General features: G+C 67.8%; 20 protein-coding genes. 11 read left to right on the top strand and 9 right to left on the bottom strand.

Annotated elements, in window-relative coordinates:
• The first annotated feature begins 7 nt into the window (after positions 1-7).
• From BKX93_RS10330 to ylqF, 3 genes are all read left to right on the top strand, one after another.
• Positions 8-352 carry a DUF4870 family protein gene (locus tag BKX93_RS10330; RefSeq protein WP_046158823.1) on the top strand — a complete coding sequence of 115 codons (345 nt, stop codon included), beginning with the start codon at positions 8-10 and terminating at the stop codon, positions 350-352.
• A gap of 202 nt (positions 353-554) precedes the next feature.
• Positions 555-767, top strand: coding sequence for a DUF3820 family protein (locus BKX93_RS10325; RefSeq protein WP_070979710.1), 213 nt, complete (start codon positions 555-557; stop codon positions 765-767).
• 3 nt (positions 768-770) lie between these two features.
• The gene (ylqF, locus tag BKX93_RS10320) at positions 771-1,712 is read left to right on the top strand and encodes a ribosome biogenesis GTPase YlqF (RefSeq protein WP_021476099.1); all 942 of its coding nucleotides are present in this window, start codon (positions 771-773) and stop codon (positions 1,710-1,712) included.
• 53 nt (positions 1,713-1,765) lie between these two features.
• Here the strand turns inward: ylqF and BKX93_RS10315 are convergent, their stop codons facing one another.
• From BKX93_RS10315 to BKX93_RS10300, 4 genes are all read right to left on the bottom strand, one after another.
• Positions 1,766-2,206 carry a hypothetical protein gene (locus BKX93_RS10315; RefSeq protein ID WP_070979708.1) on the bottom strand — a complete coding sequence of 147 codons (441 nt, stop codon included), beginning with the start codon at positions 2,204-2,206 and terminating at the stop codon, positions 1,766-1,768.
• A 150-nt stretch (positions 2,207-2,356) separates the two neighbouring features.
• On the bottom strand, positions 2,357-2,815 hold the full coding sequence (locus BKX93_RS10310) for a DUF3592 domain-containing protein (RefSeq protein WP_046167913.1): 459 nt from the start codon (positions 2,813-2,815) through the stop codon (positions 2,357-2,359).
• Positions 2,815-3,255 carry a Holliday junction resolvase RuvX gene (ruvX, locus tag BKX93_RS10305; protein ID WP_031295998.1) on the bottom strand — a complete coding sequence of 147 codons (441 nt, stop codon included), beginning with the start codon at positions 3,253-3,255 and terminating at the stop codon, positions 2,815-2,817. Before ruvX ends, BKX93_RS10310 begins: the two co-directional genes overlap by 1 nt.
• Positions 3,239-3,799, bottom strand: coding sequence for a YqgE/AlgH family protein (locus BKX93_RS10300; protein WP_021476103.1), 561 nt, complete (start codon positions 3,797-3,799; stop codon positions 3,239-3,241). Before BKX93_RS10300 ends, ruvX begins: the two co-directional genes overlap by 17 nt.
• A 127-nt stretch (positions 3,800-3,926) precedes the next feature.
• Between BKX93_RS10300 and smc the strand changes: the two genes are divergently transcribed.
• From smc to BKX93_RS25115, 3 genes are all read left to right on the top strand, one after another.
• Entirely contained in the window at positions 3,927-7,415 is a 3,489-nt protein-coding gene (smc, locus tag BKX93_RS10295; RefSeq protein ID WP_070979707.1) for a chromosome segregation protein SMC, read from the top strand.
• 237 nt (positions 7,416-7,652) lie between these two features.
• The gene (locus tag BKX93_RS10290) at positions 7,653-9,032 is read left to right on the top strand and encodes an MFS transporter (protein WP_046158837.1); all 1,380 of its coding nucleotides are present in this window, start codon (positions 7,653-7,655) and stop codon (positions 9,030-9,032) included.
• On the top strand, positions 8,993-9,763 hold the full coding sequence (locus BKX93_RS25115; RefSeq protein ID WP_186009518.1) for a TonB family protein: 771 nt from the start codon (positions 8,993-8,995) through the stop codon (positions 9,761-9,763). Before BKX93_RS10290 ends, BKX93_RS25115 begins: the two co-directional genes overlap by 40 nt.
• A 21-nt stretch (positions 9,764-9,784) precedes the next feature.
• Here the strand turns inward: BKX93_RS25115 and BKX93_RS10280 are convergent, their stop codons facing one another.
• The gene (locus tag BKX93_RS10280) at positions 9,785-10,252 is read right to left on the bottom strand and encodes a MarR family winged helix-turn-helix transcriptional regulator (protein ID WP_021475181.1); all 468 of its coding nucleotides are present in this window, start codon (positions 10,250-10,252) and stop codon (positions 9,785-9,787) included.
• A gap of 512 nt (positions 10,253-10,764) precedes the next feature.
• On the opposite strand from BKX93_RS10280, the gene BKX93_RS10275 reads away from it, so the two are divergent.
• From BKX93_RS10275 to BKX93_RS10255, 5 genes are all read left to right on the top strand, one after another.
• The gene (locus BKX93_RS10275) at positions 10,765-11,958 is read left to right on the top strand and encodes a cell division protein ZipA C-terminal FtsZ-binding domain-containing protein (RefSeq protein ID WP_046167911.1); all 1,194 of its coding nucleotides are present in this window, start codon (positions 10,765-10,767) and stop codon (positions 11,956-11,958) included.
• Positions 11,959-12,019: 61 nt separating this feature from the next.
• Complete coding sequence (gene ligA, locus BKX93_RS10270) at positions 12,020-14,431, top strand: NAD-dependent DNA ligase LigA (protein ID WP_070979705.1); 2,412 nt, start codon at positions 12,020-12,022, stop codon at positions 14,429-14,431.
• Positions 14,432-14,442: 11 nt separating this feature from the next.
• On the top strand, positions 14,443-15,876 hold the full coding sequence (locus BKX93_RS10265) for a tetratricopeptide repeat protein (RefSeq protein ID WP_046167909.1): 1,434 nt from the start codon (positions 14,443-14,445) through the stop codon (positions 15,874-15,876).
• A 69-nt stretch (positions 15,877-15,945) separates the two neighbouring features.
• A complete protein-coding gene (galU, locus tag BKX93_RS10260; RefSeq protein WP_046167908.1) occupies positions 15,946-16,818 on the top strand; it encodes a UTP--glucose-1-phosphate uridylyltransferase GalU in 873 nt (290 codons plus the stop codon).
• 59 nt (positions 16,819-16,877) lie between these two features.
• Complete coding sequence (locus BKX93_RS10255) at positions 16,878-17,420, top strand: hypoxanthine-guanine phosphoribosyltransferase (protein WP_046158834.1); 543 nt, start codon at positions 16,878-16,880, stop codon at positions 17,418-17,420.
• A 58-nt stretch (positions 17,421-17,478) separates the two neighbouring features.
• Here the strand turns inward: BKX93_RS10255 and BKX93_RS10250 are convergent, their stop codons facing one another.
• Genes BKX93_RS10250 through BKX93_RS10235 form a run of 4 tightly spaced genes read right to left on the bottom strand, consistent with a single transcriptional unit; the run spans position 17,479 to position 21,007 of the window.
• The gene (locus BKX93_RS10250) at positions 17,479-18,246 is read right to left on the bottom strand and encodes an ABC transporter ATP-binding protein (protein WP_046158835.1); all 768 of its coding nucleotides are present in this window, start codon (positions 18,244-18,246) and stop codon (positions 17,479-17,481) included.
• Positions 18,239-19,195, bottom strand: coding sequence for a FecCD family ABC transporter permease (locus tag BKX93_RS10245; protein ID WP_070979704.1), 957 nt, complete (start codon positions 19,193-19,195; stop codon positions 18,239-18,241). Before BKX93_RS10245 ends, BKX93_RS10250 begins: the two co-directional genes overlap by 8 nt.
• A complete protein-coding gene (locus tag BKX93_RS10240; protein WP_070979702.1) occupies positions 19,192-19,983 on the bottom strand; it encodes a heme/hemin ABC transporter substrate-binding protein in 792 nt (263 codons plus the stop codon). The genes BKX93_RS10245 and BKX93_RS10240 overlap by 4 nt, the downstream gene beginning before the upstream one ends.
• Positions 19,973-21,007, bottom strand: a complete 1,035-nt coding sequence (locus BKX93_RS10235; protein WP_070979700.1) for a hemin-degrading factor — start codon at positions 21,005-21,007, stop codon at positions 19,973-19,975. Before BKX93_RS10235 ends, BKX93_RS10240 begins: the two co-directional genes overlap by 11 nt.
• Positions 21,008-21,027: the final 20 nt, after the last annotated feature.

Raw genomic sequence — 21,027 nt, 5'->3', positions numbered from 1 at the left:
CATGCCCATGGAGCTGGAGCTTCACGACGAGAACGAACGCAAGCTGAACAATCTGACGCTGGCGGTGTACATCCTGCAGGCGGTCAGCCTGCTGGTCGGCGTCACCGCGCTGGTCGGCGTCATCATCAACTACGTGAAGCGCGACGACGTGCGCGGCACGCTGTATGAAAGCCATTTCGAATGGCAGATCCGCACCTTCTGGCTGGCTTTGCTGGGCTATGTCGTCGGTTTCGCCACGCTGTGGATGCTGGTGGGCGGTGTGGTGCTGTTCGCGGTGTGGGTGTGGTACATCTACCGCGTGGTGAAGGGATTCTTGTACTTCAACGACCGCAAGGTCATGCCGGCGAAATGAAAAGGCGGGCGCCGAAGCGCCCGCAAACGGCTCTGCGCGAACCGGGAAAAGCGGCCGATGATCGGCGCGGATTGCTGTGACGCCATGCTAAACCGCCGGCGACGGCGGTGCAGTGAAACCCGGCGGCTGCTTGTCCCGGGTCAAGCCTGGCAGCAAGCCGCCGTCTTTGGCACAATGCCCAACCTCATCTATACCTGCCATCATGCAAGCCGAAGACCTGCTCTCCCTGACCTCCCGCGCGATGCCCTTCGGCAAGCACAAGGGCATGCTGATCTGCGATCTGCCGGGTAACTACCTGAATTGGTTCGCCCGCGAGGGTTTCCCGCCGGGCGAGATCGGCCGCCTGCTGCAACTGATGCACGAACTGGACCACAATGGTCTGACTTTTCTGCTGGACCCGATTAGAAAGCGTTGAACAATGGCAATCCAATGGTTCCCCGGCCATATGAACAAGGCGCGCAAGGATGTCACCGAGCGCCTGAAGGATATAGACGTCGTCATCGAGCTGCTGGATGCCCGCCTGCCGGCGTCCAGCGCCAACCCGATGCTGGCGCGCATGGCCAAGGGCAAGCCCAGGCTGATGATACTGAACAAGCAGGATCTGGCCGACCCGGCCATCACCGAGCAGTGGCTGGCCTGGTACCGCGCCAAGAAGCAGACCGAGGCGCTGGGGATGGACGCCGGCGAGCGCGCGCCGGCGCAGCGGCTGATCGCCGCCTGCCGCGCGCTGGCGCCTAACCGCAGCGGCTTGGAGAAGCCGCTGCGGGTGCTGATCTGCGGCATTCCCAACGTCGGCAAGTCCACGCTGATCAACAGCATGTCCAGCCGCAAGATCGCCAAGACCGGCAATATGCCGGGCGTCACCAAGAACGAGCAGCGCATCATCCTGGCCGACGATTTCGAGCTGTACGACACCCCCGGCATGCTATGGCCGAAGATCGAAGTGGAAGAGGGCGGCTACAATCTGGCCGCCAGCGGCGCGGTGGGCCGCAACGCCATGGACGAGGAGGAGGTGGCGCTGGAACTGCTGAAATACCTGCTGCTCCATTACCGCGCCGAACTGGCCGCCCGCTACAAGTTCGATGTCGAGGCGCTGGACGGCATGCAGGACTGGCAGGCGCTGGAGCTGATCGGCAAGCGCCGCGGCGCGGTGCTGTCCGGCGGCCGCATCAATATGCAGAAGGCGGCCGAGATCGTGCTGACTGATTTCCGCGACGGCCAGACCGGCCGCATCACGCTGGAGCGGCCGGCGGAATGGCTGGAGTGGGAGAAGCGCGCCAAGGTTCTCGCCGCCGAGCGGGCCATTTTGCGGGAAGAGAAGCTGAAAGAGAAAGAAGGCCGCAAGCAAGGCAGCCGCTGATGTTGAAAAGCCCGGAGGAGCATCCGGGCTTTTTTTATTGGCGGCGCGATGGGTCAGGCGATGGTGTCGACGATGCTGCCGTTGGTGCTGTCGGCCACCGCTTCGCCGGCCAGCGCCGGATTGCTCTGCAGGATCGTCGCCCAGTTGCCGTTCAGGCTGGAGCCGGCGCTGTCGGCGGCGCCCAGCGTTTGCGACACGATCTGCTGATCGGTGCTGTCCTGCGCCGACTCCCCGCCGCTTGGACTCAGCAGGCTGCCTTGCAGCGTGCCGGCGGTGGCGAAGCCGTTGAGCAGGCCGGCGGCGTCGTAGGTGGAGACGTCGCTGCCGCCGCCGCCCAGCAGCACGATGGCGCTGGAGTCCTGGGACAGCTGGGCCGCTTCGCTGGCGAGCGCGGGCGTGGCATTGCCGTTTTGCACCACGGGAGACGGCACGGCGCCGCCGTTGAGCAGCGCGGCGCTGGCCAGGGAAATCTGCGCGGTTTGACTGATGCTCATGGCGGGGCCTCCGGTGAATCTGCCTTCGCTGTCAGTATCGGCAGTTTGTTCCCGGGACTCAATGGCGCTTAATAGCTTCTAACAAAACAAAGGCTTGCAGGAAACTTTCAGCAGGAATGAGGGCGGAGGAGACCAGGCTGAGGAAGGGATTCAGCCCCGGATCAGCAGGGCGATGCCGGCGGCGGCGAACAGCAGCGTCAGCAGCTGGCCGGCCCGCACGCTCCAGTGCGCGCCGGCTTCCAGGCAGGCCTGCCGAGGGGTGGCCGGGTTGTAGCGCACCTGGACCGCGGCGCCGACGGGGTAGCGATTGGCGGTGTCCTGCGCCAGCGTCGGGCTGCCGCCGAAGCCGGCGTCGGGAATGCGGATGTTGCCGGCGCGATAGGTCTGGCCGTTTACTTGATAGCGGTAGACGACGTCGGCGCGGTATTCGCGCTGGTCGCTGTGATCGCCGCCGCGGCGCTGCCGCCATTCCACTTCGCTGCGCTCGACCGCGCCGGCCGCGATCGGCCAGTCCTGCGCCGCGTTGGCCAGCTGCGCTTGGCGCCATAGCCAGCAGAAGCCGGCGATGCCGATGGCGATCAACAGCAAGGAGACGAGTTTTAGCGGCATCAGACGGCGGTGCCGGGCTGCTCGAACCAGCCGGCGAGGATGGCCTGGGCGGCCACCTGGTCCAGCGCCGGCTTTTGCTTGCGGCCTTTCTTGACGCCGGCTTCTTCCAGCAGCTGTTCGGCGATGACCGAGGTGTAACGCTCGTCCACCAGCCACACCGGCAGGCCGAAACGGCCCTTCAGCCGGTTGGCGAAACGGCGCGACAGCGCGGACAACTGATGCTCTTCGCCGTCCGGGTGCATGGGCAGGCCAACCACCAGTTGCCTGGGCTGCCACTCTTCTATCAGCTTGGCGATGGCGGCGAAGCGCTCGTCGGTGACGGCGGTGTCTATCGTGGCCAGGGGATGGGGAATGCCGAGAATCGTATCGCCGACGGCGACGCCGATGCGGCGCTCGCCGAAATCGAAAGCCAATGCGCAACCTTCAGGCATGGCCGACATCCGACGACAGCAGGGAGGGGTCGAAGCCCAGCAGCGCCATCGCGGCGTCGTAGCGTTCTTCGTAGGGCAGGTCGAATACGATGGACGGCTCGGCTGGCACCGTCAGCCAGCCGTTGTCGGCGATTTCCTTTTCCAACTGCCCGGCCGACCAGCCCGCGTAGCCGAGCGAGATCAGCAGCTTTTCCGGCTTCTTGCCCTCGGACACCGCCACCAGCACGTCCTTGGACGTGGTCAGCGCGATGTCGTCGGTGACCATCAGGCTGGACTGCCAGTTGTCGGCCGGCTGATGCAGCACGAAGCCGCGGTCCGGCTGCACCGGGCCGCCGAAGTAGACCAGGCCGGTGCGGGTGTCTTCGTCGTCCAGCGGCAGGTCGATCTGATCAAACAGCTGGGCCATGGCGATGCCGGACGGTTTGTTGATGATCAGGCCCATGGCGCCGTGCTCGCCGTGCTCGCACAGATAGACCAGCGACTTGGCGAACAGCGGGTCGCCCATGCCGGGCATGGCGATCAGGAAGTGATGGGACAGCGATAAGGATTCCATACGGCCATTATGGCACAACTGCCATGCCGGCTGGCTAGCGGCATTTTGTCGTTTTCGCCGGCGCGAGCGTCGCCGGCGGCGGCCTGATAAAATGAACAATTCGCCCTAATCTCGCAGCGAGGATGTTTTGCGCCTGACCCATATCAAGCTCGCCGGCTTCAAGTCGTTCGTCGATCCCACCAGCATCGCGGTGCCGGGCCAACTGGTGGCGGTGATCGGCCCCAACGGCTGCGGCAAGTCGAACGTGATCGACGCCGTGCGCTGGGTGTTGGGCGAGTCGTCGGCCAAGCAACTGCGCGGCGAATCGATGCAGGACGTGATCTTCAACGGCTCGTCCAGTCGCAAGCCGGTGTCGCGCGCCTCGGTGGAGCTGGTGTTCGACAACGGCGACGGCCAGCTCACCGGCCCCTGGGGCCAGTACGCCGAGGTGGCGATCAAGCGGGTGCTGACGCGGCAAGGCGAATCCAGCTATTACATCAACAACCAGCAGGTGCGGCGGCGCGACATCACCGACCTGTTCCTCGGCACCGGCGTCGGCGCGCGCGGCTACGCGGTGATCGAGCAGGGCATGATCTCGCGCATCATCGAGGCGCGGCCGGAAGAGCTGCGCGCCTATCTGGAAGAGGCCGCCGGCGTGTCCAAGTACAAGGAGCGCCGCCGCGAGACCGAAAACCGCCTGGGCGACACCCGCGCCAACCTGGAGCGCATCGCCGACCTGCGGCAGGAGCTGGAGCGCCAGGTGGAGCGGTTGTCGGAACAAGCCGAGGTGGCCTCGCAATACCACGACATGCGCGGCGCGCTGACCCACAAGCAAAACCTGCTGGCGCTGGCTCGGCGCGAGGAGGCCGCCCGCAACGAGGCGCACGCCCGCGGCGAGCTGGCGCGGATCGAGACCGAAGAGGCCGCCTTCGAAGCGGCGGTCACCCATCTGGAGACCGAGCAGGAAACGGTGCGCGAGCAGCACTTCGCCGCCAGCGACGCGGTGCACGAGGCGCAGCAGCGGCTATTCGAGGCCAACGCCCAGCTGGCGCGGCTGGAAGAGGCGCAGCGCCACCGCGAGCAAAGCCGGCAGCGGCTGGAGCGGGACCTCCTGTCCACCCGCGGCGAGCGCCAGCAACTGGCTGACAACCGCCAGCAGGTGGAGGCCGAGCTGGACGACTGGCTGCCCAGGCTGGAGGAGGCGCAACTGCGGCAGGAAGAGGCGCAGATGGCGCTGGAGGACGGTGCCGACGAGCTGCCGACCGCCGAGGCGGCGTTCCGCCAGCTGGACCAGCGGCAGTCGCAGCTGGTCGCGCAGCAAGCCAACCTGACCCGCGAGCGCGACCTGTCGCGGCAAAAGATCGAGCATTGGCAGCGCGGCATGCAGCAATTGGACGGCCGCGACGCCGCGTTGACGCGCGAGCTGTCCGATCTGAATCTGCCCGAGCACCATGCGCTGGAGGCGGCGCAACAGGAGGTCGGCAAGGCCAAGGCCGCGTTGGACGCAGTGCGCGCGCGGCTGGCGGCCGACGAGGCCAAGCAGGCGGACCTGGCCTCTGAACGCGAGAAGCTGGACCAGCAGCTGGCCGCCAAGCGCACCGAACTGGCGCGCGCCGAGGCTGAAGCCGCCGCGCTGGCGGCGCTGCTGCAGCGCGAGGCGGCGGACGAGCAATTGGCCGGCTGGCTGGACAAGCATGGCCTGGCCGACGCGCCGCAGCTATGGCAATCGCTGCAGGTGGACGCGCGTTGGCAGCAGGCGCTGGAGGCTGTGCTGGGCGAGCGCCTGTCTGCCCGCGCGGCGAGCCTGCCGAATGCGCAGCCGCCTGCGGCGCTGGCGCTGGTGGATGGCCGGCGCGCCGCTGCGGCCGGACTGCCCGCGCGCGGCTGGCCGGCGCTGCTGGCCGAGGTGAAGGCGCAAGCGCCGTTCGACGCGGCCTTGGCCGACTGGCTGTCCGGCGTGTATCTGGCCGATACCTTGGATGACGCGCTGGCGCGCCGCGGCGAACTGGCCGCCGGCGAGTGCTGGCTGACGCCGGAGGGGCATCGCGTCGACGCCGCCAGCGTGCGTTACCACGCCGAGGCCAGCGGCGACGGCCTGATGGCCCGCAAGCGGCAATTGGACGAGGCCTCGGCTCGCGCCGACGCCTTGCAGCCGGAAATCGAAGCCATGCAGAAGAAGCGCGACAGCCTGCAGAGCATGGGCAATATGCTGGCCGAGGCGGTGCGCGGCCAGAAGGGTTCGCTGACCCGGCTGGAGGCGGAGTTGAACGCCGCCACGCTGGAGCATGTCAAGCTCGATCAGGCGGCGCGACAGGGCGCGGCGCGGTTGTCGGCGATCGAGGCCGAGCGTGGCCGCATCGCCGAGGACCGGCGCCATGCCGAGGAGGGCATCGCCGAGGCCGAGCTGATGGGCGAAGAGGCGGCGCTGACGCTGGAAGAGCTGGCGCTGCAACTGGAAGAAGCGAGGCTGGAGCGGCTGAACGCGGAAACCCGGCTGGAGCTGACGCGCAACAAGGCGCGCGACGCCGAGCGCGTGCTGCACGAGATCAAGCTGGCCTTGCACAGCGCCGAGCAGAAGGTGGCCGAGTTGTCCCGCCGCGGCCGCGAGCTGGCCGGCCGCGACGAGCAACTGCAGGAGCGGCTGGAGACGCTGGCGGTCGAGTCCGAGACGGTGGACGAGGCGGTGCCGGAGGAGGCGCTGCAGCAGGCGCTGGCCGAGCGCGAGGCGCGCGAGGGCGAGCTGTCCGCCGCGCGCGACCGGCTCAACCAGCTGACCGAGCGGATGCGCGAAATCAGCCAGCGCCAGCACGAGGCCAACGCCGCGCTGCCGGCGCTGCGCGAGGCGCGCTCCGACTGGCTGCTCAAGCATCAGGAAGCCAGGCTGGCGATGGAACGTTTCGCCGAGGAGCTGGCCCAGGCCGAGGCCGACGAAACCGCCTTGCTGGCCGATCTGAACGAAGGCGTGAAGCCGAACGCGCTGGCGGCGGAAATCGCTCGGCTGGCGCGCGCGCTGGAAGGCCTGGGCGCGGTCAACCTGGCGGCGCTGCAGGAGCTGGAAGAGGCGAAGAAGCGCGGCGAATACTTGCAGACCCAGTCCGATGACCTGAACCAGGCGATGGCGACGCTGGAGGAGGCGATCGCCAAGATAGACGGCGAAACCCGCGAGATGCTGCAGGCCACCTACGACGCGGTCAACGCCAAGATGCGCGAGTTTTTCCCGACGCTGTTCGGCGGCGGCCGCGCTGAGCTGGTGCTGACCGGCGAGGATCTGCTGGACGCCGGAGTGCAGATCATCGCCCAGCCGCCGGGCAAGAAGAACAGCACCATCCATCTGCTGTCCGGCGGCGAGAAGGCGCTGACCGCGATGAGCCTGGTGTTCTCGCTGTTTTCCCTGAACCCGGCGCCGTTCTGCCTGCTGGACGAGGTGGACGCGCCGCTGGACGACGCCAATACCAGCCGCTTCTGCGATCTGGTCAAGCAAATGTCCGAGCGCACCCAGTTCCTCTATATTTCCCATAACCGGCTGACGATGGAGATGGCCGAGCAACTGGTGGGGGTGACGATGCAGGAGCAGGGCGTCAGCCGCATCGTCGCGGTGGACATCGTCGAGGCGCTGAAGATGCGCGAGACCGCCTAGGCTTGCTTTCGGCGACCTGCGCGCGGCTTTCCCGCTGGGGATGCGCCGCATCGCAGGCAAGGCCGGTTTCTCGCAAGCCCGGCTCAAAAGCCCTGAACCGATCGTGGACAGGCGCATTGGCCGGTATTGACGCGGCGCAAGGCCGGGCCGGAACGGCGGATGGCATACTGCGCCGCCGGCTTGTCGGACGGATCGAAACTGTTCGGCCGCGCCGTTTCGTCACCATGGAATCCGTTCATGACCGTAAGCATCAAACGTTGGGAGCCGGAGAACGTCATTTTCTGGCTGAGCCGCGGCCGCGGCATCGCCCGGCGCAATCTGTGGCTGTCCATCTTCTCGCTGCATCTGAACTTCAACATCTGGATGATGTGGAGCATGGTGGTGGTCAATCTGCCGGCGGTGGGCTTCCTGATTTCCGGCCAGCAGCAGTTCCTGCTGGTGTCGATTCCGCCGCTGGTCGGCGCGCTGATGCGGCTGATCTACTCGTGGATCTGGAGCTGGGTGGGCGGCGGGCTATGGCTGGGCTTGTCCACCTTGCTGCTGCTGTTGCCGGCCTGGGGCGTCGGCCGGGTGGTGCAGGACATTTCCTCGCCGTTCTGGCAATTGCTGCTGGTGGCCGGCCTGTGCGGCATCGGTGGCGGCGCCAGCGCCTCGCATCTGTCCAATACCAGCTTTTTCTTTCCCAAGTCGGAGAAGGGACTGGCGATGGGCCTCAACGCCGGCCTCGGCAATCTGGGCGTGTCGGTCGCGCAGTTGCTGATTCCCTTGTGCATCCTGTATCCGTTGTTCGGCGCGAGGGCCGGCGAGCCGCAGGTGTGGGGACGGGGCGGGGAGGTGCATTTCGTCTGGCTGCAGAATGCCGCCTACATCTGGCTGCCGCTGGTGGTGTTGGTCGCGTTGGCCTGCCTGCTGTATGCGCATGATCTGCCCAAGCTGAGAATCACGCCGCGCGACCAACTGGACGCTATGCGCGACGCCCACACCTGGTATATCTGCTTGCTGTACATGGGCAGCTACGGCACCTTCCTTGGCTTCTCCGCCGCCTTTCCCTTGCTCGCCCGCGCGATGTTTCCCCAGGTGGACGCCAGTCCCTATCTGTTCGTCGGACCGATGGTTTGCGCGTTGTCGCGGCCGCTGGGCGGCTGGATGGGAGACCGCATCGGCGGGGGCATCGCCACGGTGGCCAGCAATCTGCTGATGGCGCTGGGCACTGTCGGCGTTTATCTGAGCCTGCCGTCGGCGGCCAGCGGCGGTTCGTTCTGGCTGTTTCTGGCGATGTTCCAGCTGATCTTCTTCGCCGCCGGAGTCGGCAACGGCTCTTCCTACCAGCTGGCGCCCAAGGTTTTCCTGATCCAGGCCGGCCGCGACGCGCAGCGCGGCGGCGAGAGCCTGCGGCAAGCCTATGCGCGCGGAGGCCGGCGCGGGGCGTCGGCGATGAACGTCAGCTCGGTGATGGCGGCGTTCGGCGGCTTCGTGATTCCCAAGGCCTTCGGCTCGGCCTTGAGCTGGTTCGGCAGCTTTCTGCCGGCGTTCGCGATGTTCTTCCTGTTCTATCTGCTGTGCTGCGTGGTGGCGTGGTGGCAGTACAGCCGCTCGGGGGCGGCGATGCGTTGCTGAGCGGGGAAGACAAGCGACTGTGCCGGGCGCTGCTGCTGTCCGCGTTCATCCATTTGTCGGCCTTGGTTGCTTGGCTGGCGCTGGACGGCGGATCCGTCCCTCCACCGGCGCGCGCGTCGGCGCTGGCGCTTGAGTTGCAACCGGCCAGCCCATCGGCGCGGAGCGGTGCGGCAGGCGAAGGGAGAAGGGTGAGGGTGGACGATGGCGCGGCGAGGCCGGATCGTCCGGTCCAAGCAGGGGAGCGGCTACGGCCCAGCGGGCATGTCGCGCCAGACGCGCGGAGCAAGGCGCCGACATTGCGGGAAGTGATTGGATCGGAAGCGCCAGAGCGGCAGCCTGTGGAAAAGGCGGTTCCAGGCACTGGCGACGCCGCGGTCTCCGGCGGCGGGATCGGTGCCGGCAAAATCGATGGTTCGGGGAAAAGCCAAGCCCTGCCCGCGGGAGACAGCGAAGCCTTGTACGCGCCGTCGTATTTGCGGAATCCCAAGCCGGTTTATCCGGAACGTTCGCGCCAGTTGGGAGAGGAGGGCGTTGCGACGCTAAGCGTCAGAGTCGGCGCGGATGGGCGCGCGCTGGAGGTGTCTGTGGCGCGCGGCAGCGGCTACCGACGCTTGGATCAAGCCGCGGTGGACGCGGTTTCGCGCTGGCGTTTCGTTCCCGCGAAGCGCAACGGCAAACCGGTGGAGTCGGATCTGACTGTGCCGGTGCGCTTCGAGGGGGAAGGGCGCTAGCGGCCCTGCCGGCGAGGCGGCTCAGGCCGGCGTATTTTCCTGCTGTTCCAGCGCTTGGCTGAAGCTGGCGCGCAGGCGTCCCAGCTCGCTGCAGAATCCGGAGAGGTCCTGCTCGCCGAATTGCTGGAAGGCGTTGTGCATATAGTCCAGATGCGCCGGGAAGGCGTCATTGAACAATTGCTGTCCGTAAGGAGTCAAAGCGACGAAGACGCTGCGGCGGTCGTTGGGCTGCATGCTGCGGGTGACGATGCCCTTGTCTTCCAGGCGGTCCAGCACGCCGGTCAGCGTGCCCTTGGTGATCAGCGTGTGATCGGACAGCTCCTTGCAGTTCATCCCCTGGCTGTTGCCCAGCGTGGTGACGACATCGAATTGAGGTGGTGTCAGTCCCAGCCGGCGGATATTGTAGCTGGCGAACTGTTCAAAGGCCTGATAGGTGCGCGACAGTTCGCGCACGACAGGCAGGAAACTGGCTTGATCGGATTTTTTCATCGAAAGAGTCCCCGTGCTGTTCTAGCAGAAAGTGGTACAGAAGAAGGCCCTATGACAGAGTCACCTACAATTCTGACACGCGCTTTGGATAAATTCGCCTGTCTGAAATGTCATGTTCATCCTGACAAAATTTTCTAGATCGGCCTGTCCTGACTGACAGTAAATGGGACCGTTGGGACGACGGGGGCCGGGGAGAGACCGGAATCCGGCATGACGCCAGTCTGGGATCGGTTTTTGTCAAGCCTTAAAGCATTGCCAAATGGTGCGCCGGGGCGGGCTTTCGTTATAATGAGCGTGAAATGCCCGCGAAGAGCGGGCCGGCCTCGGGGAAACGGCGGCCGGGCGGGAACAGGACAATAGCGGGAAGCTGCCTGAAGAGCATTGCCGCAAAAGCGGCCGGCGACCGGGGCGCGTGGCGCGGATCCAAGAAGGCGCGGCGTCGGGGCGTGAACGGCTCTTGATGGTTTTGAGAATAGGCGGCTTCGATTATTCGCCTTAATGCGGACTGGCTAATGAGCGAATTGCAGATTGGTGTATTGATATTGGGCGGCGGCGTGATCGCCTTGGTTGTCGGTTTCAACGTGTTCCAGGAATGGCGTTTCCGCAAGCGGACGCAGCAGGCGTTCGCGCGCGCCCATGACGACGTATTGCTCGGCGTCCCCAAGAATAATGTCCGCGACGGCGTTCGCGCGGACCGGATGGAGCCGGTGCTGGTGGACGCGGAGCTGGAGCCGGAGGATGACGAGCCGATGTTCGAGCCGCAGCTGCCCGAGCAGACGCCCTTCGTCCGCGAGCAGGCGCTTCCTACGCGGCAGGAGCCGGCCGCGCAGCAGCTGGATGTGCCGGTGATAGACGAAGAGGACGAGGCCGAGCTGGCGATGGACTCCGCCGACCACCAGGCGCTGGTGGTGGCGATGCAGGACCCCTCGCTCGACTTCATCGCCGAGGTGGTGTTCCACGAGCCGCACGAGCTGGCGGCGATGCCGCGCTTCAATGTCGGCAAGCGCACCCAACTGATCGGCCGCACCGAGCGCGGTTTGTGGAAGGTGGCCGAGGCGCTGCCCGGCACCCGCTACAAGCAGATCAACATCAGCATGCAGATGGTGGACCGCTCCGGCGCGGTGACCGAACAGGAACTGGCCGCTTTCTGCCAGCAAGTGTCGCGCTTCGCTGAAGACCACGACGCCGCGGTCAGCTTCCCGCAGCGCCAGCAGAAGCTGGTGGCCGCGCGGGAGCTGGACCGTTTCTGCGCCGATGTCGACGTGCTGATCGGCATCAACATCGTGCCCAAGTCGTCGATCGAGGGCGCGCGGCTGCGCAGCTTCGTCGAGGCCGCCGGCCTGCAGCTGGAGCCGGACGGCGCCTTTCATTATCTGGCCGACTCCGGCAACACTCTATATTCGCTGGTGGCGGCGGACCAGATGCCGTTCACCTTCCATACGCTGCTGGACAAGTCCTTCCCGGCGCTGACGCTGCTGTTCGACGTGCCGCGCGTGGCCGGCGGCGTCGACGTGTTCGACCGCGCCGTGTACTTCGCGCGGCAGCTGGCGCAGGAGTTCGACGCGCAGCTGGTGGACGACAACCGCCGCGTGCTGAGCGAAACCGGTCTGACCCGCATCCGCGACCAGCTGCTGCATATCTACGGCAGCATGGACGACCGCGGCATCGCGCCGGGCAGCGTGGCTGCCTTGCGCCTGTTCGCCTGAGCGATAAATTTATGATGACAGGGCCGGCCTTGCCGGCCCTTTTGCCGTTCGAGAGTTTCCGATGACCGCAAACGAACTGCGCGCAGCCGAGCTGCGCGAGCTGCTGAACCGCTACGGCCACGAATACTACGTGCTGGACGCGCCGACGGTGCCCGACGCCGAATACGACCGCCTGTTCCGCGAACTGCAGGCGCTGGAGGAGGCGAGCCCCGAACTGGCCGTCCCCGACTCCCCGACCCGCCGCGTCGGCGGCGCGCCGCTGGCCGAGTTCGACAGCGTCGTGCACGCGGTGCCGATGCTGTCCTTGTCCAACGCCTTTTCCGACATGCAGCTGGCCGATCCGGCCGAGCGCCACGCCGAGCTGATCCAGTTCGATGAGCGGGTGCGCAAGGGCTTGGATCTGGCCGAGGTGGAGTACGCCACCGAGCCCAAGTTCGACGGTCTGGCCATTTCGCTGGTGTATGAGCATGGCGTCCTGGCTCGCGCCGCCACCCGCGGCGACGGCGTGGCCGGCGAGCAGGTGACCGAAAACGTGCGCACCATACGCGCCATTCCGCTGAGGCTGGACCGCCCGAATCCGCCGGCGCTGCTGGAGGTGCGCGGGGAGGTGCTGATGCTGAAGCGCGACTTCGAGCGCCTGAACGCCGACCAGATCGAACGCGGCGACAAGACCTTCGCCAATCCGCGCAATGCCGCCGCCGGCAGCCTTCGCCAGCTCGATTCGCGCATCACCGCGCAGCGCCGGCTGTCGTTCTTCGCGTATTCCATCGCCCGGGTAGAGGGCGCCGATTGGCCGGCCACTCATGCCGGCGAGATGGCATGGCTGAAGATGCTGGGCTTCCCGGTGGTGGAGGAAAGCCTGCGGCCGGTGGTGCGCGGCGTGGCGGGCTTGTCCGGCTTTTACGAGGGCGTGCAGGCCCGGCGCGCCGCCCTGCCGTTCGAGATCGACGGCGTGGTGTACAAGGTGAACCGGCGCGGCCAGCAGGACGCGCTGGGCTTCGTGTCGCGCGCGCCGCGCTGGGCCATCGCCCATAAATTCCCGGCCGAGGAAGCGCTGACGGTGGTCGAGGCGATAGAGGAACAGGTGGGCCGCACCGGCGCCATCACGCCGGTGGCGCGGCTCAAGCCGGTCTTCGTCGGCGGCGTCACCGTCACCAACGCCACCTTGCACAACGAGGACGAGGTGCGGCGCAAGGATGTGCGCGTCGGCGATACCGTGATCGTGCGCCGCGCCGGCGACGTGATTCCCGAGGTGGTGTCGGTGGTGCTGGCGCAGCGGCCGATGCAGCCGGCGGCGGGCGGCGATCTGTTCAGCGCCGGCGAGGAGCCGCGATACCCGGCCTACCGCTTGCCGGCCGCCTGTCCGGTGTGCGGCAGCCACGTGGTGCGCGAGGAGGGCGAGGCGATCGCCCGCTGCTCGGGCGGGCTGTCCTGCCGCGCCCAGCGCAGCCAGGCGATCCAGCACTTCGCGGGCCGGCGGATGATGGACATCGACGGCCTGGGCGAGCGCTACATCGACAAGCTGGTCGAGTACGGCTACGTCAAGAGCGTGGCCGACCTGTACCGGCTGAAGCTGGAAGACCTGCTGGAGATGAAGCGCCGCGCCGACGAGGATGAGGGCGCGACGCCGGAAACGGTCAAGGCCGGCAAGGTGGCCAGCAAGTGGGCGGAAAACCTGATCGAGGCGATAGACGCTAGCCGGGCGCCGCCGCTGGCCAGGCTCCTGTTCGCGCTGGGCATCCGCCATGTCGGCGAATCCACCGCCAAGACGCTGGCCGACTGGCTGGGCGCCATGGCGCTGATCCGCCGTTGCCCTGCGGCGCTGTTCGCCGCGCTGCCGGACATCGGCGGCGTGGTGGCCGATTCGCTGGCCGACTTTTTCGCCGAGGACAACAATGAAAAGGCGCTGGACGCCTTGCTGGCCGAAGTGAGGCCGGCCGACGAGCATGCGCCGTCGCCCAAGCTGCGCGAGCGGCTGGACGATGCGTCGCTGCTGGCGGGGCTGGCCATCCCCCGGCTGACCGAGGTGCGCAGCCAGCAACTGGCCGCGCAGCGCAGCCTGGCGTGGCTGGCCCAGAGCGAGCGCCGCGCGCTGCTGGAGCTGGAACTGCCCGCCGAAGTCGTCAACGCGCTGGCCGACTGGCTGGACGAGCCGGACCGCCGCGCGGCGCTGGGCCGTCTGGCCGGCCTGCGGGACGAGATCGTGTCCAGCCTGCCGGCGGCCGCCGAGCTGGCGGCGCTGCCGCTGGACGGCAAGACGCTGGTGCTGACCGGCACGCTGCCCACGCTGAGCCGCGACCAGGCCAAGGCCATGATCGAGGCGGCCGGCGGCAAGGTGTCCGGCAGCGTGTCCAAGAAGACGCATTACGTGGTGGCCGGCGAGGAGGCGGGCAGCAAGCTCGCCAAGGCGCAGGAACTGGGCGTCGAAATACTGGACGAAGCCGGCCTGCAGGCGCTGCTGGCGGCAAGTTGACGGAGATCCTCATGGCGTTGAAGACAGTGGTGACGGCGGATTTCGACGAAGGCAACCGCCGGGTGGCGGCCGGGGACTGGCAAGGCGCGATCGCGGCGTTCGATCGCTGCCTGCTCGTCAATCCGCGCGATTGGCAGGCGCTGGCCAACCGGGCGAGCGCCCGTCTGCAGGCCGGAGACAGCTCGCGCGCGCTGGACGATTACATGGCCGCGGCGGCGCTGAATCCGGCCTCGGCCAACATCAAGAGCAATCTGGCGGTATTGCTGAAGGAGCTGGGCGAACTGGAGCTGGCCGGCAAGCTGCTGGAAGAAGCGCTGGCGGCTGAGCCCGGCCATGTGGACGCCTGGAGCAATCTGGGCGTGGTGCGCCAGCATCAATTGCGCTACCAGGACGCCATCGCCTGCTTTTTGAAGGCGATCGAACTGGACGGCTTGACGCCGGCCCGCTGCAACAACCTGGGCAACGTCTGCACCAGCGCGCTGCTGCTGGACGACGCCATCGCCGTGCTGCAGGGCGGGCTGGGGCTGGCGCCGAACGACGCCAACCTGCAGTTCAGCCTGTCCATCGCGCTGTTGCTGGCCGGCCGTTATGCGGAGGCCTGGCCGCTGTACGAGGCGCGTTGGCGCAGCATCCTCAAGCCGCGCCATGCCGGCAGTCTCTGGGACGGCGGGCCGCTGGGCGATCGCGCGCTGCTGCTGTGGGCCGAGCAAGGCCTGGGCGACAGCCTGCAGATGGCGCGCTTCCTGCCGCGCCTCCGCGTCGAGCATCCGGACGCCAGGCTGCTGCTGGCGTGCCCGGAAACCTTCCACCGCCTGTTTGCCCAATTCGACGGCGTTGAATTGTTGCCGCCGGACGCCGCGCCGGATCATGACTGCCAGCTGCCGCTGATGTCGCTGCCGGGCATGCTCGGCGCGACGCTGGATAATCTGCCTGTGGAGCCGTACCTGCGTACTGTGGCCGTGGATGCGCCGCCGCTGCCGGACGCCGGGCGCCTGAAGGTGGGGGTGGTATGGGAGAGCGGCCGCTGGGGCGTGGGCATCGCCGATGCCTGGCGCCAGCACAAATCGGTGCCGCCGGAGCAGTTCGCCGAAATTTGCCGCGTACAGGGGATAGACTTTTTCGCCTTGCAGCCGGGAGAGTTGCCGGAGCCGTTGCGCGGGCTGGTGGCGCAGCCGGCGATAGGCGATTTCGCCGATACCGCCGCGCTGGCGGCGCAGATGGATCTGGTGGTCTGCGTCGATACCGCCATCCTGCATCTGGCCGGCGCGATGGGCCGGCCTGTGTGGGCGCTGCTGCGGGCCGAGAGCGCGCCGTTTTTCCTCGCGGACGCGGAAACCGCGCCGTGGTATCCATCGGTGAAATTGTGGCGGCAGCCGTCGCCTGGCGCCTGGGAGCCGGTGCTGCGGGACGTGGCGCAGGCGCTGGCGGGGCAACAGACATTTTGACCTTGAGCGAAGTCGGGCTAGAATGCGGCGCTGTTATCGAGCCTGATCGACATTGATTTCGGAGTGGATATGAAGAAAATCACCAAGGCGGTATTCCCGGTCGCGGGTCTGGGCACCCGTTTTCTGCCGGCCACCAAGGCCAGCCCCAAGGAAATGCTGCCCGTTGTCGACAAGCCGCTGATCCAGTACGCGGTGGAGGAGGCGATCGCCGCCGGCATGACCGAGCTGATCTTCATCACCGGCCGCAACAAGCGCTCGATCGAGGATCATTTCGACAAGGCCTACGAGCTGGAAACCGAGCTCGAGTACAAGAACAAGCAGAAGCTGCTGCAACTGGTGCAGGAAATCATCCCGCCATCGGTCAGCTGCATCTACATCCGCCAGACCGAGGCCCTGGGTCTGGGCCATGCCGTGCTGTGCGCGCGGCCGGTGGTGGGCGACGAGCCGTTCGCCGTCATCCTGGCCGACGACCTGATCGAAGGCGCGCCGGGCGCGATGGAGCAGATGGTGCGTCTGTTCGATGAGACGCACTCGTCCATCCTGGGGGTGGAGACGGTGGCGCCGGAAGAGACCGGCTCCTACGGCATCGTAAAAGTGGCGCAAAACGCGCAGGGCCACCAGAGCGTGGAGCACATCGTCGAGAAGCCGCGTCCGGAAGAAGCGCCGTCCAATCTGGCCGTCGTCGGCCGCTACATCCTGACCCCGCGCATTTTCGACAAGCTGGTCAACACCGCCGCCGGTGCCGGCGGCGAGATCCAACTGACCGACGGCATCGCCGCGCTGATGAAGAGCGAGCCGGTGCTAGCGCTGCCGTTCCAGGGCACCCGCTACGATTGCGGCTCCAAGCTCGGATATCTGAAGGCCACGGTCAGCTATGGCCTGAAACACAACGAAGTGGCCGGCGAATTCGCCGCCTTCCTGCGCGAGTTGAAGCTCGGCTGACGGTTTTTTCATTCGCGCCGCTTTCCGGCGGCGCAGCTTGTTCTGTTCAAGGAGTCATCATGCCTAATATTGCCGAAGCCCGCGGCCTGATCAACAGCGCCGACGTGCTGTTCAGCGCGGAGGAAGTCAGCGCCGCCGTCGACCGCATGGCGGTGGAGATCACCGAAAAACTGGGCGAGGAATACCCGCTGGTGCTGTCCGTGATGGGCGGAGCCGTGGTGTTCACCGGCCAGTTGCTGCCGCGACTGGAATTCCCGCTGGACTTCGACTATGTCCACGTTTCCCGCTACGGCGACAAGACCCATGGCGGCGAGCTGGTGTGGAAGCAAGCGCCGAAGGAAGACGTGCGCGACCGCGTGGTGCTGGTGCTGGACGACATCCTGGACGAAGGCCATACCATGGCCGCGATCCGCGACAAGGTCATGGCCATGGGGGCCAAGGCTTTCTACAGCGGCGTGTTCGCCAACAAGCTGATCAGCAAGGAAAAACCGATGCAGGCGGACTTCGTCGGCCTGGACGTGCCGGACCGCTACGTATTCGGCTACGGCATGGACGTGCGCGGCGCCTGGCGCAATCTGCCGGCGATCTACGCGTTGAAGTAAGACGGCTGGCCGTCGAGAAAGAAGCCGCCACCGGCATCCGGGAGGCGGCTTTTGTTTTTCAGGCGGCCTGCTTATCCGGGGCGGGGTGGCTGAGCCGCACCGGCCAGCGATACACCTCCAGCAGGCGTTCCGGGGTCAGCACCGCGCGCGGCGAACCTTCCGCGACCAAGCGGCCGCCATCCAGCAGCGCCGCCCGATCGGCGTATTCGGCCGCCAGTTGCAGATCGTGCAGCACCTGGACGACGGTTTTGCCCCGGGCCGCCAGCTCGCGCAGCAGCAGCTGCAGCTTGTGCTGGTGGCGCAGGTCCAGGTGGTTGGTCGGCTCGTCCAGCAGGATCACCGGCGCCTGCTGCGCCAGCGCGCGGGCGATGGCCACCCGCTGCCGCTCGCCGCCGGACAACGCGTCCAGCCGCTTGGACGCGTAGCCGTCCATTTCCACGATGGCCAGCGCCTCGGCCACCGCGGCGCGGTCCTGGGGAGAGGGACGGGTGAACGCGCCCAGATAGGGCATGCGCCCCAGCGCGGCGAATTCGGCCACCGTCAGCGGAATGTCGGCCGGCAGATGCTGCGGCACCCAGGCGATGCGCCGGGCGCGCTGCAGCGCGTCCATCCGGCACACGCACTGGCCGGCCAGGCGCACCGCGCCATGGCTGGGTATGGCCAGTCCGGCCAGCAGGCGCAGCAGCGTGGTCTTGCCGGCGCCGTTGGGGCCGAGCAGCGCGCTGACCTGTCCGGCCGGGAGATCCAGGCGGATGTCGCGCAGCAGCGCGCGGCCGGCTATGTCGTAGCCGAGCTCGCGCGCTTTCAGGGTGTGGGTGTCAGGCATCGCGGGGACTCCCTTGTTGGCGGCGGAAAAGCCAGATGAAGAAGGGCGGGCCGGCGAAGGCGGCCATCAGGCCCACCGGCAGGTCCAGCGGCCAGGCGATATTGCGCGCCAGGGTGTCCACCGCCAGCAGGAACAGCGCGCCGGCCCAGGCCGACGTCAGGATCAGCTTGCGGCGGCAGCCGCCGATCAGCAGAGACAGCGCGTTGGGGATCATCATGCCGACGAAGCCGATCACGCCGGACAGCGCCACCGCGCCGCCGGTGGCCAGCGCCGCGCCGACGGCGGCGAGCCGGCGGGTGCGGCGGGTATCGATGCCCAGCGAGCGCGCGGTTTCCTCGCCCAGCAGCAGGCAATCCAGATCGCGGCCTATCGCGCACAGCAGCGCGACGCCGAGACCGGCCGCGAGCAGGCACGCCCATTGGCTTCCAGGCAGCGACGCGCCCAGATTGCCGGCCAGCCAGCTGCTGGCCGCCCGCAGCGTCAGGTCGTCGGATAGAAACAGGATCAGGCTGGAGACGGCGCCGCAGAAGGCGCCCACCACCAGCCCCATCAGCAGAAGGCCGGCCAGGCCGCCCTTGGCCAGCCGCGCCAGCGCCAGGATCAGCCAGGTGGCGGCGAGGCCGCCGCCGAAGGCCGCCAGCGGCAGCGACAGGCCGGACAGGCCCAATGCCAGCACCGCGATCACCGCCAGCGCGGCGCCGCCCGAGGTGCCGATCAGGCCGGGGTCGGCCAGCGGGTTGCGGAACAGCGCTTGCAGCGCGGCGCCGCTGGCGGACAGCGCCGCGCCGACGCCCAGCGCGGCGATCACGCGCGGCAGGCGCAGCTCGGCGACCAGCGGGTCGCCCAGATTCGGCCACGACATCTGGCCGGCGGAACTGGACAGCGCCAGCAATGGCAGCGCCACGCTGGCGACGGCCAGGCCGGGCCACAGCAGTCGGGCCCCGCTCACATCTTCACCATCCGTTCGACCACCTCCGGGCTGCCCAGGCCGATCAGCATGCCTTGCTGCGGCGGCAGCAGATAGATGCGTCCCTGCTTGCCGGCCGGCGTGGCGGCGATCTCGGGGCGTTTGGCGAAGGCTTCCTTGCCGCCGTAAGCGGCGGCGGTGTGGCTGCCCAGAATGATCACGTCCGGCTTCAGCGCCAGCCAGGCGTCGCGCGCCAGCGGTTTGAAGCCGTTCAGCCCGGCCGCGGCGTTGACGCCGCCGGCGGCGCGGATCAGCGTGTCGGACGCGGTCTCGCTGCCGGCGACCAGGCTGCCGTCGTAACTGACCAGGTAACGCAGGGCGCGGCCGGCGCGCGGCTGCATGCCGCGCTGCCAGTCCGACGCCAGCTTGGCGGCGGCGGCGTCGCGGCCCAGCAGCGCGCCCACCTTGCGGATGGCCTCGGCGAAGTCGCGGCCGTCCTCGCGGGCGCTGACTTCCTCGGCGCGCAGCTTCAGCTTCTTCAACTGCGGCCACAGCGTAGGCGGCTGGGCGGCGGCGCTGCCCAGCACCAGGGTGGGTTTGAGCTTGGCGATGGCCTCGGCGTTCAGCGCGCGCGAGAACCCCACCACCTGGGCGTGGGCCAGTTCGGCTTCCTTGCTGCCGCGGTCGCGGCCCACCACCTCGCCGGCCGCGCCCAGCGCGACGACGATTTCGGCGATGTCGGGCGTCACCACCACCAGCCGCTCGGCGGCGGAGGCGATCAGCGGCAGCGCCGCCAGCAGCACGCCGGCCAGCAGGGGCTTACGCGACATCGGCTTTCTCCAGCGGCGGCAGTTCTCCCAGCAGCTTCACCCATTCGGCGCGCTCCGGGCGGCCCGGCTTGCGCTCGCCGAAGAAGGTGGCCAGCGACTCGCCCCGCTCGTCGAACAGCTCGAGGGAACTGACCACGCCGTTGTCGCCCGGCTTGCGGGTGACCCAGGCTTCGGCGATCAGGTCGGTGCGCAAGTGCAGGTTGAAGTTGGGGTCGAGCACGTTCAGCCAGTCGCCGACCACCTGGACGTTGCGCACCGGGCCGGTGTGGATCTGGATCATGCCGCCGTTGCCGGCGAACACCATGATCGGCGCCTCGATGGCGGCGGCGCGGCGCAGCAGCTGCTCTACCGCGTCTTCGCGCACGCGCCAGGCCTGTCCCGGCGGCGCCAGACGGAAGCCCTGGCGGCGCGATACCTGCCAGCGGCGCAGAAAGGGGTGGAAGGCGTGCACGTCGCTGAGGCTGTGCCATTCGGCCTGAAAAGCGTCGCGGTCGATGGCGTCGTCGGATTGCTCGGCGGCTGGCGCGGCGGCCGGCTCCAATTCCAGCGCGGCGGCGGGCGCGGCGAAGCGCGCCGCCAGCTCTTCGTAGGCGGCGACGTCGCTGTCGGCGGTCAGGTACACCTTGTGCACCGCCTCGCCGTGGCGGTCGAAGAACTGCAGGCTGCGCTGTACGCCGCGGGGCGTCTCGCTGCGCACCGCGAAGCCGTGGCGCCAGTGGAACAGGAAGATGCGCAGGTCGATCACCGGGTTGATGGCGAGGCCGACCTTGCCTTTGAACTCGACGTTGGCGTAATCGCCCTTGGTCTCGTGGACGCAGGCGTGGTTGCGCGTCAGCGCCATCACCCGGCCCAGCGGGGCCAGGGCGGCGAGGATGGCCTGCCATTCCGGCTGCAGCGGGGTGGCGGCCGGATCGGCGGCCACCAGCTCGCACTCGCTGACGCCCAGCGCGACGGCGGCGTCGCGGGCGCGCAGCTTGGGCTGGCTGGCTTTGAGGGCTTGGTAGCGGTCCCATAGCTGGCTCATGGTGTTCTCCTGTGGGTGCG

The organism is Chromobacterium vaccinii, assembly GCF_001855275.1.
Classification (GTDB): domain Bacteria; phylum Pseudomonadota; class Gammaproteobacteria; order Burkholderiales; family Chromobacteriaceae; genus Chromobacterium; species Chromobacterium vaccinii.
Note: the sequence above shows the minus strand (reverse complement) of the source record. Positions and strands in the feature narration are given on the sequence as shown.

What these genes read in the sequence shown, in the direction of transcription:
- BKX93_RS10235 (WP_070979700.1), bottom strand. Translation starts at nt 21,007, where the DNA reads ATGAGCCAGCTATGGGACCGCTACCAAGCCCTCAAAGCCAGCCAGCCC.
- BKX93_RS10310 (WP_046167913.1), bottom strand. Translation starts at nt 2,815, where the DNA reads ATGCCGCTAAAACTCGTCTCCTTGCTGTTGATCGCCATCGGCATCGCC.
- BKX93_RS10275 (WP_046167911.1), top strand. Translation starts at nt 10,765, where the DNA reads ATGAGCGAATTGCAGATTGGTGTATTGATATTGGGCGGCGGCGTGATC.
- BKX93_RS10325 (WP_070979710.1), top strand. Translation starts at nt 555, where the DNA reads ATGCAAGCCGAAGACCTGCTCTCCCTGACCTCCCGCGCGATGCCCTTC.
- BKX93_RS10265 (WP_046167909.1), top strand. Translation starts at nt 14,443, where the DNA reads ATGGCGTTGAAGACAGTGGTGACGGCGGATTTCGACGAAGGCAACCGC.
- ligA (WP_070979705.1), top strand. Translation starts at nt 12,020, where the DNA reads ATGACCGCAAACGAACTGCGCGCAGCCGAGCTGCGCGAGCTGCTGAAC.
- galU (WP_046167908.1), top strand. Translation starts at nt 15,946, where the DNA reads ATGAAGAAAATCACCAAGGCGGTATTCCCGGTCGCGGGTCTGGGCACC.
- BKX93_RS10290 (WP_046158837.1), top strand. Translation starts at nt 7,653, where the DNA reads ATGACCGTAAGCATCAAACGTTGGGAGCCGGAGAACGTCATTTTCTGG.
- BKX93_RS10280 (WP_021475181.1), bottom strand. Translation starts at nt 10,252, where the DNA reads ATGAAAAAATCCGATCAAGCCAGTTTCCTGCCTGTCGTGCGCGAACTG.
- BKX93_RS10255 (WP_046158834.1), top strand. Translation starts at nt 16,878, where the DNA reads ATGCCTAATATTGCCGAAGCCCGCGGCCTGATCAACAGCGCCGACGTG.
- BKX93_RS10315 (WP_070979708.1), bottom strand. Translation starts at nt 2,206, where the DNA reads ATGAGCATCAGTCAAACCGCGCAGATTTCCCTGGCCAGCGCCGCGCTG.
- BKX93_RS10300 (WP_021476103.1), bottom strand. Translation starts at nt 3,799, where the DNA reads ATGGAATCCTTATCGCTGTCCCATCACTTCCTGATCGCCATGCCCGGC.
- BKX93_RS10250 (WP_046158835.1), bottom strand. Translation starts at nt 18,246, where the DNA reads ATGCCTGACACCCACACCCTGAAAGCGCGCGAGCTCGGCTACGACATA.
- BKX93_RS10330 (WP_046158823.1), top strand. Translation starts at nt 8, where the DNA reads ATGGAGCTGGAGCTTCACGACGAGAACGAACGCAAGCTGAACAATCTG.
- ylqF (WP_021476099.1), top strand. Translation starts at nt 771, where the DNA reads ATGGCAATCCAATGGTTCCCCGGCCATATGAACAAGGCGCGCAAGGAT.
- ruvX (WP_031295998.1), bottom strand. Translation starts at nt 3,255, where the DNA reads ATGTCGGCCATGCCTGAAGGTTGCGCATTGGCTTTCGATTTCGGCGAG.
- BKX93_RS10240 (WP_070979702.1), bottom strand. Translation starts at nt 19,983, where the DNA reads ATGTCGCGTAAGCCCCTGCTGGCCGGCGTGCTGCTGGCGGCGCTGCCG.